At 41.2% G+C, this 16,379-nt stretch carries 11 protein-coding genes and 1 pseudogene; 7 read left to right on the top strand and 5 right to left on the bottom strand.

Annotated features, from left to right (window positions below):
* Positions 1-65: 65 nt before the first annotated feature.
* From M595_RS32880 to M595_RS10480, 3 genes are all read right to left on the bottom strand, one after another.
* Positions 66-2,474: an RtcB family protein gene (locus tag M595_RS32880; RefSeq protein ID WP_023066140.1), complete on the bottom strand. Its 2,409-nt coding sequence runs from the start codon at positions 2,472-2,474 to the stop codon at positions 66-68.
* Between the two features lie 105 nt (positions 2,475-2,579).
* Complete coding sequence (locus tag M595_RS10475) at positions 2,580-3,035, bottom strand: AAA family ATPase (protein ID WP_040483908.1); 456 nt, start codon at positions 3,033-3,035, stop codon at positions 2,580-2,582.
* 15 nt (positions 3,036-3,050) lie between these two features.
* Positions 3,051-4,340: a glucose-1-phosphate adenylyltransferase gene (locus tag M595_RS10480; RefSeq protein ID WP_023066181.1), complete on the bottom strand. Its 1,290-nt coding sequence runs from the start codon at positions 4,338-4,340 to the stop codon at positions 3,051-3,053.
* A gap of 778 nt (positions 4,341-5,118) precedes the next feature.
* Between M595_RS10480 and M595_RS10485 the strand changes: the two genes are divergently transcribed.
* The 3 genes from M595_RS10485 to M595_RS10495 all read left to right on the top strand — a co-directional run bounded on the left by M595_RS10485 (position 5,119) and on the right by M595_RS10495 (position 9,783).
* Positions 5,119-6,252 carry a DUF1822 family protein gene (locus M595_RS10485; RefSeq protein ID WP_023066183.1) on the top strand — a complete coding sequence of 378 codons (1,134 nt, stop codon included), beginning with the start codon at positions 5,119-5,121 and terminating at the stop codon, positions 6,250-6,252.
* Between the two features lie 91 nt (positions 6,253-6,343).
* Positions 6,344-8,692: a CHASE2 domain-containing protein gene (locus tag M595_RS10490; RefSeq protein WP_052001743.1), complete on the top strand. Its 2,349-nt coding sequence runs from the start codon at positions 6,344-6,346 to the stop codon at positions 8,690-8,692.
* A gap of 185 nt (positions 8,693-8,877) precedes the next feature.
* Complete coding sequence (locus M595_RS10495) at positions 8,878-9,783, top strand: DUF928 domain-containing protein (protein WP_023066174.1); 906 nt, start codon at positions 8,878-8,880, stop codon at positions 9,781-9,783.
* A gap of 218 nt (positions 9,784-10,001) precedes the next feature.
* Here M595_RS10495 and M595_RS10500 read toward each other — a convergent pair whose 3' ends face one another.
* Positions 10,002-10,961 (bottom strand): aldo/keto reductase, encoded by a 960-nt coding sequence (locus M595_RS10500; protein ID WP_023066106.1) that lies wholly within the window; start codon positions 10,959-10,961, stop codon positions 10,002-10,004.
* Positions 10,962-11,752: 791 nt separating this feature from the next.
* Here M595_RS10500 and M595_RS10505 point away from each other — a divergent pair.
* The 3 genes from M595_RS10505 (at position 11,753) to M595_RS10515 (ending at position 15,140) form a co-directional block, all read left to right on the top strand.
* Positions 11,753-14,074 carry an NACHT domain-containing protein gene (locus M595_RS10505; protein WP_023066188.1) on the top strand — a complete coding sequence of 774 codons (2,322 nt, stop codon included), beginning with the start codon at positions 11,753-11,755 and terminating at the stop codon, positions 14,072-14,074.
* Positions 14,075-14,280: 206 nt separating this feature from the next.
* Complete coding sequence (locus tag M595_RS30120) at positions 14,281-14,769, top strand: DUF1816 domain-containing protein (protein ID WP_023066128.1); 489 nt, start codon at positions 14,281-14,283, stop codon at positions 14,767-14,769.
* Positions 14,770-14,879: 110 nt separating this feature from the next.
* Positions 14,880-15,140, top strand: a complete 261-nt coding sequence (locus tag M595_RS10515) for a MoaD/ThiS family protein (protein WP_023066153.1) — start codon at positions 14,880-14,882, stop codon at positions 15,138-15,140.
* A 427-nt stretch (positions 15,141-15,567) separates the two neighbouring features.
* Here the strand turns inward: M595_RS10515 and tnpA are convergent.
* Positions 15,568-15,993, bottom strand: a pseudogene (gene tnpA / locus M595_RS29200) (IS200/IS605 family transposase).
* A gap of 68 nt (positions 15,994-16,061) precedes the next feature.
* Here tnpA and M595_RS10520 point away from each other — a divergent pair.
* On the top strand, positions 16,062-16,379 hold a 318-nt coding region (locus M595_RS10520), incomplete at its 3' end, for an RNA-guided endonuclease InsQ/TnpB family protein (protein ID WP_023066179.1).

Genomic DNA, 16,379 nt, shown 5'->3' on the forward strand with positions numbered 1-16,379 from the left:
GTCTTGACAGCAACAGGAAGAAAGAGGAGGACTAACAGTATTTAGGGGGGTGAAGCACGATAAAATTACCCTTTCACACAAACCACTTGTTTTAAAGTTGCAACAATTTCGACTAAATCAGATTGTTGGTTCATCACTTCCTCAATGGGTTTATAAGCACCGGGAATCTCATCAATAACCCTGTGATCTTTTCGACATTCAATTCCAGCAGTTTGCTGAACTAAATCATCAACCGTAAACTGTTTTTTGGCTTTAGTTCGAGACATTAGACGTCCGGCACCATGCGAACAGTTATGTACAAGCAATGGGGTGTAATATTCAGTGAAGACAATATAATTGTGGTTGTCTTCTACGGTAAAGTTGTAGACGGCTTTTTTCAAGTCTGATTCAACTTTAAATACTCTATTCATTACCAAAGTTCGATCAAGAGATTCCCCTTTAAACTTCGAGATGTCTACCATCTTTCCCCACCTAGCCATAGTCGCGAGATTCTTACACTGCAATGTTCCTCCTGCGACTGAATTCGCCAATAGTAGTTTATCAGAATAGATTCTAGATGGGGGTTCATTAATCACAAGTCGGCGACACATAGAAGACAATTTGCTCAATACAATATTATCACGAAATTCTACAACATAGTTAGTCCTATTACGGTAAACTTTGTAAGCCACACCCAGAGACAAAAGAGTACAAACTAGAGTAGAAAACATCTCATTTTTGCCGACACTGATAGACACAATTCCCTTGTTATAACTTCCATCACCATCCAAATAGCCCGCTAAAAAATAGAGGGATAAAAATGGATTACCCATCATAATATTAGGTAAATCTGGTAAAATCTGTTGAACTTTATCGACAAAAGACAGTTCACTTATGGTTAACTCAACCAGTCCCACACCTGTTATTGCTCGTCCTCGTAAATGAGAAGTTCTTGGTGCTTGTATTCGAGAAGAAACCTTTGCAGTGTAGGACTTAAATAGTTCCTCTAAATGCTGTATGAAAGGTTGTTTGGATGGTTCTTGGGACTGGTAAATCCGAATATAGGAATTTAAGTATTTACCATTGCGGATTCTATCCTGTATTTGGGGTGCATTTTTCCGTTCTTTTCTGTATATTGTACCGTCAGACAAGATAACACCAAGTAAGTAATAAAAATTGAGATCTTGTTCTTCTGCTGACAAACTAGAGGGAATGTTTATATTTGTGGGTACGATGGCTCCTCCGGGGAATGAAGTAATATCTTCTATGGGAAGATAGGATAATATACCTTGTTGGTAGGTTGCAAAAGGATGATTGGGAGTACAGGTAATTGTGTTTTCTAATCGGCGTCTCGTTTGAGAAAAAGAATATTTGTTCGCGGAGGCTATCCGTTCACTTTTGTCCAAAATATTTTTAGCCTCAAACTTTTTGAGTTTTTCGTTATAGGAGATTAACTTTATAGGTAGAGATGAATTGAATATATCTTCTATGTTCATCAAACCAAACTCAGTTAAAACCTTAGTTCCAGTCGCAAAACAGCTACAATAACTTTCAGCATTTCCTTTCCCTTTCACAATGAAAGATTTTGCCCCCATTGAACCGGGAATAATCCCATAATCATTTTCTTGCGCCCTCACCGCACCTTTACGAGTTACATAAACATCCTCACCAAAATGCACTTCTTTTTCAGCATAATTGTGATGACAATTGACTTCTAAAAGCGGTTTTGTTGGCTTTCCTCCAGCAATTGCTTGTTCAACAATTCGTTTAAACCGTGCCATCATTACTTCTCGGTTATAACGAGCGTAATTTTGCGCCCATTGTAAATCTCGCCAATACGCAGAAAATTCAGGAGTTCCGGCAATAAAATAAGCTAAATCTGGGTCAGGAAGCTTCATTTCTGCCAGTTTAGCTAAGGCTTTGGCACTCTCAATATGACGTTGGGCTAGCATATTTCCAATATTGCGAGAACCGGAATGCAACATTAACCAAACAGCGTTTTCACTATCGATACACAGTTCAATAAAGTGATTTCCACTGCCGAGAGAACCGAGTTGTTTTAATGCTTTTGATTCGAGGTTTTGAACTTTTGAATGTAAGTCTTTAAACTGTCGCCAACCTTGCCAATTGCTAACTGATTTTTCGATATCTTTATTGGCGTTAAATCCCACTGGAATAGCCGCTTCTATTTCCAGACGAATTTGCTTCAGTTTTCCCTCTAATTGTTCGCCTGAAAACGGCATTTTTACCGCACACATTCCGCAACCAATATCGACCCCCACGGCTGCGGGAATAATTGCATCTTTGGTGGCAATGACAGACCCAACTAACGCACCTTTTCCTAAGTGTACATCCGGCATTAATGCCACGTGTTTGAACACAAAGGGTAGGGAGGCGACATTTTTAGCCATTTGGGTTTCTTGGGAGGCTAAGGAATGATTTGCCCAAGATAATACGGGTTTTGGTGTTGATATTTCTAAGGGTTTGTAGGGCATGGTTGTAGTAGTTTGTTTGTATAACAGCGTTTGTATAATTTAATTGTAGTATTTTTGTATTACACTTGTCAAGTGGGTGTAATATCTGGGCGGAAGCTACAGGTTTTAGAGGACAATTAAACTATCGAGAGGTTCTGATAGAGAAGGGGGAACGTCGGTTAACTGACGGTGCATTTTGAGAATAATTTCTTCGGGGACTTGGCGAAGGCGGTTTTGGTTGCGTTGCAGACATATTTCTAACGGAGTATTCACCCAAACGGCAAAAATCGGATCAAAACCAATTTCTCGTGCTACAGTAATCACCTCTTTTCGTTGACGACGTTGGGTGTTTGTGGCATCATAAATGGCGTCTGTGCCTTCTCCAACGGCTTGTTTAAATTGATATTGAACTTGACTCCAAACCCTTAACCAAGGCCCTTGAATTCCCTCATCACCAAACAGTTGCGCCCGGATAGTATCAGTCGAAATGAGTTGATATTGAGGATGATTGATTTGAAGTTGGGTGGCAAAAAAAGACTTCCCGCTTCCAGGAAGTCCAATCATTAAAATGAGTTTGCTCATTGAAGAACGCTAAACTTAAATAACCGTTCCATCCGAAATAACAGCATTTTTCAAGATCGTCACAATTCCACTGCGGATATAGAACCCAAGTTCCTCGCGGTCTGCTTGTTCGACATCTTCTTTGTTGGTGATGGTAACATTACTACCAATGTGAGCATTTTTATCAACAATCGCTCGACGAATCGTTGTATCGGCACCAATTCCCATCGGAATTTTACCTTGTTGGATATTAGATTGACGTTCAGCAAAGGGTTCATAAAAATCAGAACCCATAACAAGGGTATCTTCAATCACACAACCCGCTTCAATGCGAGAACGCAGGCCTAATACACTGTGATCAACTCGGCATTTTTTAAGAATACACCCTTCGGAAATAATCGATTCTGTGATGTGACAATCGAGAATTTTAGACGGCGGTAAATACCGAGAACGAGTGTAAATAGGGGCTTTTTCGTCGTAGAAACTAAAGGGAGGTTGAGGTTGCTGCGTTAACGCCAAGTTAGCATTGTAAAACGCTTCAATCGTTCCGATATCTTCCCAATAATCGTTAAACAGATAAGCTTGAACATTGTGGTCTGGGGCGGCACTCGGCAGGATTTCTTTACCGAAATCAGTTTGTTCGGTATTTTCAGTGAGTAACTTAATCAGAGTTTCTCGATTGAATACATAAATCCCCATCGACGCAATATAGGGGTTTTCCTTCGCTTCTTCGGCGGAAAGTCCTAAGGTGGTGGTGTCAACAGCCATTTTTTTCAGGGCATCGCCTTTGGGCTTTTCGCTAAAATCAATAATACGGCCAGTATCATTAATCTTCATCAACCCAAAATCAGAAGCCCGTTTCTCATCAATGGGAAGTACAGACAGGGTAATATCTGCTTTCGTATCAATGTGACGCTGAACAAACTCTCGGTAGTCCATGCGGTAGAGATGGTCGCCTGATAGAATCAAGAAATAGTCAACATCCCACTCTGCAAATAGCCAGATATATTGACGAACGGCATCAGCAGTACCCTGGAACCAATTGGGGTTACTTACAGTTTGTTGGGCGGCGAGAACCTCTGTAAACCCATCCGTGAAGCCTGAAAAGTTGTAAGCCCGAGAAATATGGCGGTTCAGAGAGGCGGAGTTAAACTGAGTCAGAACATAAATTTTAAGAATTTCCGAGTTGATACAGTTACTGATAGGAATGTCAATCAGTCGATATTTACCTGCTAAGGGGACTGCTGGCTTGGCCCTTAACTTGGTTAGGGGATAAAGACGAGTACCAGCACCGCCACCTAAAATAATCGATAAAACTTTTTTCACAAAAACTACCTCTGATCTGCCAATGTTTTCCCAAGTTTAGTGTCCGACTGTAAGCCCAAATTGACAAGGGGGAACGGGAAAAATGTCGGTTAAGATTGGGTTATGATTCCACCCAAGTTCAAATTAGACCTAATGAATCAACTCTATTCGACTACAAGCACCCTGTTCCGTTCCCCAATTTCAAAATGCAGTGATCAGCAGAAATATTCCCTAAAACCCTGACTGCTACAGTCGTCTAAGGAATAGATTTCTAGCCCTACAATTGCAGACACTTCACGCAATCGGTGATTCCATACATTTATTTTTTCGGGTTCAGTTTACCACTGTCTCCCGGAATTATTCCTCTATCATCAGACAGAGCCAGACCATCAATCAAGACAAATGGACATCCGTTCGCTGAATCTCGCAATTCGGGACTTTCTAAAACGCACCGATGAGCGTACTAGAAAGCAGACTCAACTTTACGGGGATCACTGCTTGTGTGCCTGCATATCATACCATCTGCGGGGGACTCTAGTAAGAAGTCTCACAAGACAGCAATTTTCTCGTCTTTTTTAAGGAAATTTCCCTCGAAAACCGGATTTTTCGCCAATAGCATGAAGAAAACAGTGGTTGACTCTCACAACGTGCGTAAACTCTCTAAAAATATTTCCTGAACAAAAAGTGCATATTATTCTCAAACCAAACGTATAGAACAATACCGAGAATGGTTACAGCGTAAACATCGCGCTTATTCTATCAGACCGACCTATTCATTTCTCTCATAGGAGATGTTCCAATGACGTTCTTACTAGCTGAAACAACTCAACTGAGGTTGGAAATCTCCCCAACCCTACAACATCAAGCCTGGCAGCAAAGTATGCCCTACTCAACTCCGAGTCGTCGCTGGAGTGCATATCTCAATCAACTCTGTCTCGAGACAGTGGTTCCTTGGTTACAGGAAGACTATGATTGCACAGTTCAATCTTCAACTCTACTCCCCAATATTGGAGAACGGGTTGAGGGTGCTGTGATTACCCTTGCTGATCAAACTCGACTGATTTTAATTCCCAGCGAAACCATTGACACTGAAGAATTTCGAGTTCCTCAAGAATGGGTTGATGTTCCCAGTTTGATTGGAGATTATTACCTCGCCGTCCAAGTCAATCCCGATGAACAGTCGGTGAAGGTTTGGGGATACACTACCCATGCTCACCTGAAAACTGAGGGTGACTACAACTGGAGAGATCGCACTTACAGTTTAGATGGCTCCGAACTGATCGGCGATCTCAACGTTCTCTGGGTGGCCCGTCAACTCTGCCCGACTGAACAAACTCGCAGTGCAGTTGCCCCCCTATCGACATTAACCCCGACTCAAGCCGAAAACTTAGTTCAACGCTTGAACCATCCCGATGTTTTGATGCCTCGACTGGCTGTTCCTTTTGAACTCTGGGGCGCTTTGATCGAATACAATCAAAGACAAGTCACCCATAACTTAGGCCGTTGGTTAGACAATCTCTTTGATAGCGGTTGGCAGTCGATAGAAGCCCTATTCCCAACCTCCCAATCTCTGGCAAATAGCTTCCGTCGGACGGCAAATGCTCCAGAACGAGAAGTTCAACGCATTAAACAAATTACTTTAGGAAACGAAGATGCCTCAAATAACGTCGTCTTGTTCGTCGGATTGAGTACCGAAAGCGATGGCCGCGTCGGAGTGCGTGTACAGCTTCATCCTCAACCGAATCGTTCCTGTCTTCCCGTTGAAACCTGTTTAACATTACGCTCAGAATCGGGTGAAGTGTTGCGCTCTGTGATTGCCCGCACTCAAGATAACTATATTCAAATCCCTCGATTTAAGTGTATATCAGGATTTCGCTTTAGTGTCGAAATTACAAAAGAAGATACAACCATAACTGAATATTTCCAAGTTTAAATTTTCTTCACTTCGATCGCGAATCAGCCATCAGAAGAAAAATTTTAAGCGGAGCATCAATACAGAATTTGGAAATTGTTATCACTGTCTCATGCCTAGTCTAACGTCCTCAATCACTCGCCCAAAATCTGTCAAATCAGAAAGTCTTTCTGTTGTCTTAAATTTTGGAAACGGCAACACTCAACAAGGCTGTGACATGATTGTGGCTAATTTGTGGACTTCGGGAAATCATCCCCCCATTCGATTAACGGGGAGTTTGCCTCCTGCTTTAGAATTAGCTGAACTCTATCAACGTTGGCGCACGCTCTACGAAGCTTTAAATCAGCGTTTAAGTTGGCGACGGGGAGTTGTAGATACACTGATTGAATTTGACGAGCAAGAAATCGCTCAAGTTTCTCAAGTTGAGTTTTCAGACTTATCAAGACAGTTAAAACGCTCTCTCAATCGTTGGTTAGATTCGGGATCGTTTGGCCGTATAGAACGGAAGTTACGCACCCAACTCTCGCCTCACGAAGAAATTCGCGTCATTATTGAAACAGACGATCCCTTACTGCGGCGACTTCCTTGGCATCTGTGGAATTTTTTTGAAGACTACCCCACATCAGAAGTCGGTTTGAGCAGTACCTTAGAAGCTGAACGGATCGAACCGATGCACCGATCTCCGGGAGGGGCGGTGAGAATTTTAGCCATTTTGGGTAACTCTCACGGAATTAATATCGAACAGGATCGCGCCTTGCTAGAACGCTTACCTGGCGCTAATACCGTTTTTTTGGTTGAACCGCAACGCAGTGAACTCAACCGCCTTCTCTGGGATGAACAAGGATGGGATATTCTCTTTTTTGCTGGACATAGTTCGAGTCATACTAGCGGCGCGACGGGATATATTAATATCAATCAATATGAAGCGATTACGATCTTTGAGTTAAAATTTGCTCTGCAAGCGGCGATCGCCCGAGGGTTACAACTCGCTGTTTTTAACTCCTGTGATGGTCTAGGACTGGCTAGACAACTGGCCGATGTCCAGATTCCTCAACTGGTGATTATGCGCGAACCCGTACCGGATCAAGTCGCACAAGCGTTTTTAAAACATTGGTTGAGTGCTTTTTCTAAAGGAACATCTTTTTATCAATCTGTTCGAGAAGCCCGAGAAAAATTACAGGATTTAGAGCCAGAATATCCCTGTGCTTGTTGGCTCCCTGTCATTTGTCAAAATCCGACTGTTATTCCTCCGACTTGGCAACAACTCCGAGGCTCTCAGCAGCCCTCAGCCCCTCATCTTATGGGTTTAGGGGTGATTGCAACTGTTTTAGTGATTGCTGCGCGATCGCTCGGTTTAATGCAAGGATGGGAACTGATTGCCTATGATCAGTTATTACGACTGCGGCCTGGAGAAAGCCTAGAAAATCGAGTATTAGTCGTAGAAGCGACGGAAAAGGATATCCAAAAATACGGGGGTTTTCCTCTCCCTGATCAGACTTTAGTCAAACTGCTCAACAAACTCGAATCTTATCAACCCCGAGTCATGGGAATCGATATTTATCGAGATGTTCCCCGAGAACCCGGTCACATGGAGTTGACAAAGCAGTTGACTCAAAATCCTAACTTGATTGCGGTTTGTAGTGCGTCTCATGTCAACGATGCCAATAAACCGGGTGTGAGTCCTCCTCCGAATGTCCCCGAACATCGGCTCGGATTTACGGATGTTGTCGTAGATTCTGATGATATTCTGCGTCGCCACTTATTATTTATGACGCCCGAGAGTAATTCTCCTTGTCAAACCGAATTTTCTTTGAGTTTTCAACTCGCCCAACATTTCCTCATGCAAGAGGGAATTACACCCAAATTAAGAGATGACGAATCGGTTCAACTCGGTGAAGTGGTCTTAAAACCGCTTGGCGAACGTGCCGGGGGCTATCAAAATTTCAACCATCAGGGATTTCAACTTCTACTCAACTATCGCACACAAAACAGTCAACCTCAACGAGTCACCTTTTCTCAAGTTCTAGAAGGTGAAATTGATCCCGACTGGATCAAAGATCGTTTGGTTTTAATTGGTATTAGTGCGCCGATCTCTACTGACTACTTTTCTACACCTTATAGTCTTCATGCGACTGAGTATCAAAAAATGCCAGGAGTGCTACTACAAGCTCAAATGATTAGTCAAATTCTCAGTAGCGTATTGGACGGACGCCCACTGATTTGGGTTTGGAATCAATGGGGGGATTGGGTTTGGATTGGAAGTTGGTCTATAGTAGGAGGTATTATTGCTTGGAACTGCCGTCGATTCGACCATTGCGGAGCGACAGTTACAGTTGCTGTTTTGATGTTATCCGGTGTCTGTTACATCTTTTTCCTATGGGGAGGATGGATTCCATTAGTACCGTCTAGTTTAACTTTGGTGATCACTGCTATTTGTCCATTTTTGTTGAGAAATCAGTAAAATAAAGCAGTTGAGAAAGCCTTAAGAAAGCGAGCGATTATTTGTGCATCAAATCGTACTGAATGGATCAAAGTAAACGCAACTCAACTCAAAGTTTTCAACTGACTTCCTTGAATTCCAACTCAACTGGATTGAGGAAATATTAACAAAGCATTTTACGAGTCAACCAGGGAGTATAAATAGTCATGCCGTCGTTAAACCGATCCTGTCAGTCCATTCAACTCATTGGACTGTTCATTTTAGCCGGAATTGAGTGGGCTAACCCTCAGTTAGCACTGTCTCATCCCAGCCAAACCAATGTCAGTGAACCCTCTACTCAAGAAAACGTTCGGGGGTTAGAGGCCGAAGATGAGAATCCTAACTCACTGATTGTACAAACTTTTGAGTTTCAGCCTCCTGACCGGGGTGCGCCAGGAAACCGATCCGATGCCGGGAGTCGAGGTGGAGACTGTTCTCAGTTGAAAAAACCGATGACAGCTTTGATCCCGACAACCAACTGGGGTGAAACCATAGCGGCTCATCCGACGTTTTGGTTGTATCTTCCCAGTCAAGCGGCGGCGATAGAGTTTATTCTTAAAGACGAAGCAGGTCAGAAAGAGTTGTATAAGGTTGATTTTCCAGTTACACAAGGGCCTGGTATTGTTAGTTTCCGTCTACCGGATACCGCTCCTCCCCTCCAAGAAGGCAAAGCTTATCGCTGGATGTTTAACTTTACTTGTGCATCTGAGTCGAACGGTAACTCGACTAACGTTGATGTCCAAAACCCAAGTGTCAGCGGAATTGTGGCTCGTATTACCCCGTCAGCCCAACTCACCCAACAGCTAGAAAAAGCTTCTCTGAGTGACAAAATCGTTCTTTATGCCCAAAATGGTCTTTGGTATGAAATGCTGACTCAACTGGCTGAACTGCGTCGCACTCAACCTGACAATCGAGACGTGACTGCTCAATGGATTAGTCTATTAGAACATGAAGCCGTTCGCTTGAATAATATCACCCAAGAACCGATATTAACTTGCTGTCAGGTTGATCAAGTCAATTCCCTCTATTTTCCGGTTAAACAAACGGGATCAAAAGGGGAAATGGGGAGGTAAGGAGGTGGGGAAGTAGGGAAGTAGGGAGGTGGGGAGGTGGGGAGGTAGGGAGGTGGGGAAGTAGGGAGGTGGGGAAGTGGGGAGGATTTTTATTAATAAAAAGCTATTTTTCATGTTTAAAAAAACCCTCACACCACCCCCCCGGAAACCGCCGGGCCGCAAGGCAAGCGCTGTTCCCTGATCCGGTGTTCCCTGTTCCCTAGCGCTACGCGCTATATTTATTTTGAAAGCCAGGGACGACTCACTTGTTCAAGTTGGTCGAGTTCGGCTTGGCTCATTTCCCACCCTAAAGCCCCGGCATCATCTTTAACTTGAGCGGCGTTTTTAGCCCCGGCGATCGCAATCACTCCGGTTTGAGCATTAATCCAATTTAACGCCACTTGAGCGGGTGTACGTTGATATTTGGTGGCAATTTGACGCACCACAGACATGACTGGTTCTACTTGTTGGAGTCCGGCTGGTGAAAAGCGAGCATCTATCCGCCGCCCACCGACAGGCGGGTTACTGGGGGGATATTTCCCGGTCAGGAGTCCTTGGGCTAACGGACTATAAGCGAGTAAAGTCACACCCAACTGACGCGCCTTCGCTAAAATTCCTTTTTGTTCGATTTTGCGGTTGAGCAAGGAATATTTTACTTGATTTGTGGCTAACGGTATCCCCCGTCGTGCTAAAACATCATAGGCGAGTTCCATTTCCGAGGCTGAATAGTTACTCACCCCAACCGCTAAAATTCGGCCTTGTTGGACTTCATCAGCGAGGGCATTCATTAACGTTTCCTGGGTCATAAAAAAGGTAAACGGCCAATGAACTTGGTACAACGCCACTTGAGGCACCTGTAAGCGTTTCAGGCTTGCTGTGACCGCATCAGCCACCGCATTTCCCCAAATTCGCCAGGGTAACGGGCCATACTTGGTTGCCATGATCACTGGCTCGTCGGTTTTTTGCATGAACTTTCCGAGTAACGCCTCAGATAAGCCCTGTCCATAGACTTCTGCGGTATCAAAAAAATTGATCCCCAATTCTAAAGCGGTATTAAATGCAGCTTCAACTTCTGCTTCACCGAAGCTTTTACCATAGTCCCAGAAGAAGTTATCACCCCAAGACCAGGTGCCAATACACAGTGAGGGAACGATGATTCCCGTTTTTCCGAGTGTGGTCGTGGTTGTCGTGGATGTCACAGTCAAATACTCCTGGCACGGTTCATTTCTTTAATATTGTGCCGTGATCCCCAGAAAAAATCCTTGTTTGCTGTGAACTGATAGTTATAACTTATGATTAATAAAATCAAACAAAATAGATTATTTGGCGGAATGTACTTGACAAATAATGCCTAATATCCATATTCACCTCAACTTCATCAAAGATGACTTGTATAATTTAGAGAGAATAAACGAATCAAATATCTTAAAATATAGAATCCTCCATTTTTTAAAAAAGCTGTTCACAAGATTTTTAATTTTTTGTTGATTGAAATTCAAAGTTTAAAGAAGTCTAATTTGTTTGATTTTATGTTTGATTTGTTTGATTTATTTACAGTTTTAACAAAAATCAACAATTCTTGATAATTAGCTATTCAAATTTTTCTAAAAATGTTAAAATCTATCTCTAGAAGGATGTATAGGATATTTAAGAACTTAACCAGTTGGGTAAACTCATCAATTTAAGTTGATTAATTTTTACCTCCAACCTAAAATTTATACTGTATTTGTATATCTTCCACAAAGTGAAACAAAGATCATCCAGGATTGGGTATAAAATTAGTGAAAACCTCAATCATTTTCCCCAGAGTACAACGTAAGAATCTCAGGATGATTAAAATGTGTCAATCAACCATTATAACATATACTTAGCAATCCCAAGATACCAAGAATCTATTAATAATCTAAAAGTGACAAATATACTTATCATCCAAAAAAGCTTGTAATGTATAGTTCCTAGCTTTTGTTGGGCATATATTAGGAGTAATTTTATGTCAAAGCGATCCCTGAAAACCTCCGTTGAGGGAGCAAAAAGGGCAAAAAAGGCATTTTTATCCAAAGGCTGGACTCAAGAACAATTAGCCGCAGAAGTAAATCTAAAAACTCGTCAACCCATTTGGAGATTTTTTACAAACCGCCCGATAGAACGTCATACTTTTTTAGAGATTTGTAATTTACTGAATCTAGAATGGCGAGAAATAGCGCAAGATCCTCCGGCTGACATCTTAGATAGATCTTCATATCTTCAACAAACCTCAGAAAACCTTGATATTAATGTTATCGTTCAGCAGGTGCGATCAAAACGCTACGAAAAAATTGAAGATCGATGTGGTAGTTTAACATTGTTAGAAATGAACCATCCGATCGCGCTTGATGACATTTATATTGATGTGGATATCTTAGAAGCCGTCAATAACAAATACTGGATGGATATCAATGAATTCAATCCTAGCCTCGAAAATCCGACATCAAAGGAACTTGAACGCTTAAGTTTGGGTGATGTCACCAAGAATAAGATCTCCGGAATCCAAGCCCTGCAAACCTACTCTAAACTAAGAGTATTAGGCATACCCGGATCAGGTAAAACCACCTTTTTACAACATCTGGCAATTCAATGCAATCGAGGTCGAATTTTCAATAATCGAGTTCCGATTTTTATCAACTTGATAGATTTTGCTGATGAATGTGAAGAAACCGGAAAGATCAGTCTCTTAAACTACATTAATACAGAGTTTAACACCTCAGATCTCAACAGCACACCACTATTATTAACATTGCTACAGACAGGTCGGATGTTAATCTTACTAGATGGATTTGACCAAATTGTATTAAAAAATGATCTAGCTATGATCAAAGAGATCCGTCGTTTTTCCGATAAATATCAAAATAACTTATTTGTGGTTAGTTGTCGAACAGCAGCCCAAGAAGTCAAGCTCAGAGGCTTCACTGATGTTGAAATTGCTCCGTTTAGCGAAGAAAAAATTGCTCACTTTGCCCAGAAGTGGTTTATCGGATTTACGAAGACTGATATTGATGATGCCTTAATCCAAACATCTCAATTTATCAAACAGATTGATAAACCCGAACACCTACATTTACGTCAACTGATTGTTAGACCTTTGTTTTTACATCTGGCTTGCTGGATATTTAGCTATGATCAAAAATTTCCTCTCCAAAAAAGTGTACTGTATAAACAGTGTCTAGACTTACTGATCGGCCGGTGGGATCAAGAGAAAAATGTGAGTGGAGATGAAGCTTATCAGAAGTTATCACTCTCTCAAAAGCTAAAGTTATTTAGTCATTTTGCGGCTGATATGTTCCAAGAAGGAAAATTCATCTTTAAAAAAAGTTTGATCTTGCAATATATCGCTGAGGAACTGTTTGATTTATCTCAAGATTCGATTAATACCGAGGAACTTCTGCTCAATAGTGAAGCAATACTCAAGGCAATTGAACTCCAGCATGGAATCATAGTAGAACGTTCACCGGGTCTTTTTTCTTTCTCCTTCTTAGCATTTCAAGAATATTTTACCGCCCGAAAAATTGTAGCTGACTATAATTTACGACAACGAGATCAACACTTACAGGATTTGGTTCAGTACATCAGTGAACCTCAATATCGAGAAATCTTTTTGTTAACCGCCTCTATGTTACGGAGTTCAGATAATTTTATGGTGTTAATCAAGCAAAAAATTGATAGCATCCTTGCTGAAGATTCGTTTCTGCAAGAGTATTTAACTTGGGTGAGCAAAAAGTCTGTTAAGGTTGCTAATTCACCGCCTTTAGAGGCAACTCGGGCGTTTTACTTTGCGTTTAGTAAATCTCCTCACCTTGCCCCTGATTTTACCCTAGCTTGTACCTTAGATCAGGGAATTTTATTAGATGGGTTATTGAGTGATTTAATCAAAAAGAGTTCTCATAATGATGAGATTGATATTCAGATTTTTCGCGAAGCTTTAGATAATGTTTTAATTGTTGTGGCTGATTCAGAGTTTAAGTCTGTTTTGCAAAAACTCAAACAGCAACTCGTTGATTTATCCTCAAATCAAACAAACTCTCCAAACGAATTTCAAGTAAATTATACAAATTGGATAGAGCAACTGCGAAAAAAGATTGTGCAGTATAGAAATATTCAGCACAATTGGAACTTTAGTCCTGAACAACAGGAGACTTTACACCGTTATTACCAAGCTCATCGATTGTTGCTCGACTGTCTCAATAGTGTCTCAAATGTAACTGAGGCTGTACGCCAGGAAATCAAAGCATCTTTGCTATTATCTATCGATGAACTTGAACAGAGGGAGTGGTCGTAGAGCTTAATTTAGATAACTTTGAAGGGATAAAGTTACTGATAAGTTTGTAAAATTTCCTAACAAATAATACAAATTTGACAAGTCATACGATAATTATTTTGGGGATATACTTCATCTTAGACAGGGGTGTATTAGAGTGATTATTAGATAGAAAACTCGGCAAACCATCATTACACACTCTTACAAGATAAGGAGACCCCAAAACTATGACTACTTTTGAACACCCTCAGACAATGGCTCAGAAAATCCAGTATTATGCTGAAAAACTGCTCGGAACTTTTCTGGATGAAAAGATCGAAACTAAACAGCCAGAAAAAAAGGCTCTAGTGTTTGATCAATCTTTAGAAGATCAATCTTTAGAAGAACAACTAGAGTCTGAAAAAGATCAGTTTACCGAGGAGGCTGAAGAAATTTTTACCTCATATTTAGAGAAGATTGGATTAGCCTGTTGGATAGAGATTGTGACTGAATCTCCAAAATGTATTTACTACTTTGGGCCGTTTGCCAGTGGGATTGAGGCTCAACGTTCTCTTGAAGGTTATTTGGAAGATTTGCAGGAGGAAAAGACTATAATTGTTGAGACCAATATTAAACGCGGCATCCCAAAAAACCTGACAATTTTACCTGAAGAAATGCAGAATTATTATCACAATTCAGAGTTTTCTACCTTTATTCCATCTTATCTCAGTCCTTAACTTCTGATGGGAAGCAGAGGAGAGAGAAAAAAACTTCTGCCTTTCGACTTCTAACTTCTGACCTCACAACTTAAGATGAGTATTATCTATCAAAGTGGAGTAGTGTTGGTATGTCTAACTTAGCGATTACCGTGACTGTTCAACTGTTTGCGGTGTATCAAGAAGTCTACAAAGTCCCGAAACTGGTTTTAACTCTGCCCCCTCAAACTCCAGTATCTCAAGTTCTCGAACATTGTATAGAGGAACATCCCGAACTTGAACGCTGGCGTCCTCTGACTCATTTTGGTGTGAACTTACAGTTTGTTCCTCCAGAAACGCCTCTGAGTAATGGTGATGAGGTGGTTCTGATTCCGCCTGTCAGTGGAGGTTAAACAAATATGAGAAATTTTTCATCCGGAATTCATGACAAACTCATCGAAAATAGAATAGAGTAGTAAGTATAACTCTAAAAACGTTATGAAAACCATGAAGCGTTTAAACCCTCTAGGGATTGGTGTGTCTGCTATTGTTGCTTTGGGATTTATTACTGCTAGTTCCGTTTCCTGCTTGTTCAAGCAATCTGTAGAGACCGCTGATTCTTCGATAGCGATTTCCCGCTCTCAGGTTGTTGATCCAGAGACTGGATCGATAATACACGTTTCTAGTCTAAAGCGCAACTAATTAATTCTCAATCCATTTCTGAGGTTCTCTACAGAGAGTAATTCTCCGAAAGCAAGCGTCCTTTTAAAAAATATTTTTAGCTTCTTCCCCAAGAAGCCTCACGTCTGACCCGACAGAGCAGCGTGAGATGAATTGCGGTCAGGGTTTATCGGAATTAGGTTTGTTCTGATTTTCGATATATTGTCGCCGAGTTGAAATAGTTATTCCACCACAACTAGCAACAAAGTAAGAGCCATTCCATAAAACATCTTTCCAGTAAAAAGAATTTAAGTGGTCGGAAAATTCTTGTCTAAGCTTTCGGGACGTTACAGATTTGAGATTATTAACCAAATTACTTAAAGCAATATCACCGATGGTATTGAAAAAGAAGATGAACATGATTGTCTTCCCCGTTAAACTCAATTAATTTACAATCCCACTTGTGGAGTAATTCTTCAAGGATGGAATGTAACCTATTCAGCATTTCAAGAGTGAAAACCTTGTGTCGATACAAAGTTTGTCAAAACCAAATGAACCTTGAGGTCACTGACAGATCTCCCGAGCGCTAACAAAATCGTTCTTCATAATCTCCACTTGAAAAAACTTGTGCTATATTCAGTGTATCTTGTAAATACAGCACTCAAACGAAGGGGGTGATTCAATTGCTTAAGGCAGTTAAGGTTAGGCTTTACCCGACACCCGAACAGGAATTGGCGTTAGCCAAGTCATTCGGCTGTGTACGGTGGTATTGGAATTTTGCCTTAAATGCCTGCATTCAGCACTATAAAGAAACTGGAAAAAGCTTAAAACTAGCAACCTATAAAGGGATGCTCCCTCAACTCAAAAAGGAATATCCTTGGCTCAAGGAAGATTGCTATTCATCGGTTCTCCAATGTGTAGCAATTAACCTAGACAGAGCCTATAAAAACTTTTTTAAAGGACAAGCTAAATTCCCTAGATTCAAGTCTAAA

Source organism: Lyngbya aestuarii BL J (genome assembly GCF_000478195.2).
Classification (GTDB): Bacteria; Cyanobacteriota; Cyanobacteriia; order Cyanobacteriales; family Microcoleaceae; genus Capilliphycus; species Capilliphycus aestuarii.

Bases quoted from the DNA above. Each gene is read 5' to 3' on its own strand.
- M595_RS32880 (WP_023066140.1), bottom strand. From the start codon at position 2,474: ATGCCCTACAAACCCTTAGAAATATCAACACCAAAACCCGTATTATCT.
- M595_RS10475 (WP_040483908.1), bottom strand. From the start codon at position 3,035: ATGAGCAAACTCATTTTAATGATTGGACTTCCTGGAAGCGGGAAGTCT.
- M595_RS10485 (WP_023066183.1), top strand. From the start codon at position 5,119: ATGACGTTCTTACTAGCTGAAACAACTCAACTGAGGTTGGAAATCTCC.
- M595_RS10490 (WP_052001743.1), top strand. From the start codon at position 6,344: ATGCCTAGTCTAACGTCCTCAATCACTCGCCCAAAATCTGTCAAATCA.
- M595_RS10495 (WP_023066174.1), top strand. From the start codon at position 8,878: ATGCCGTCGTTAAACCGATCCTGTCAGTCCATTCAACTCATTGGACTG.
- M595_RS10505 (WP_023066188.1), top strand. From the start codon at position 11,753: ATGTCAAAGCGATCCCTGAAAACCTCCGTTGAGGGAGCAAAAAGGGCA.
- M595_RS30120 (WP_023066128.1), top strand. From the start codon at position 14,281: ATGACTACTTTTGAACACCCTCAGACAATGGCTCAGAAAATCCAGTAT.
- M595_RS10515 (WP_023066153.1), top strand. From the start codon at position 14,880: ATGTCTAACTTAGCGATTACCGTGACTGTTCAACTGTTTGCGGTGTAT.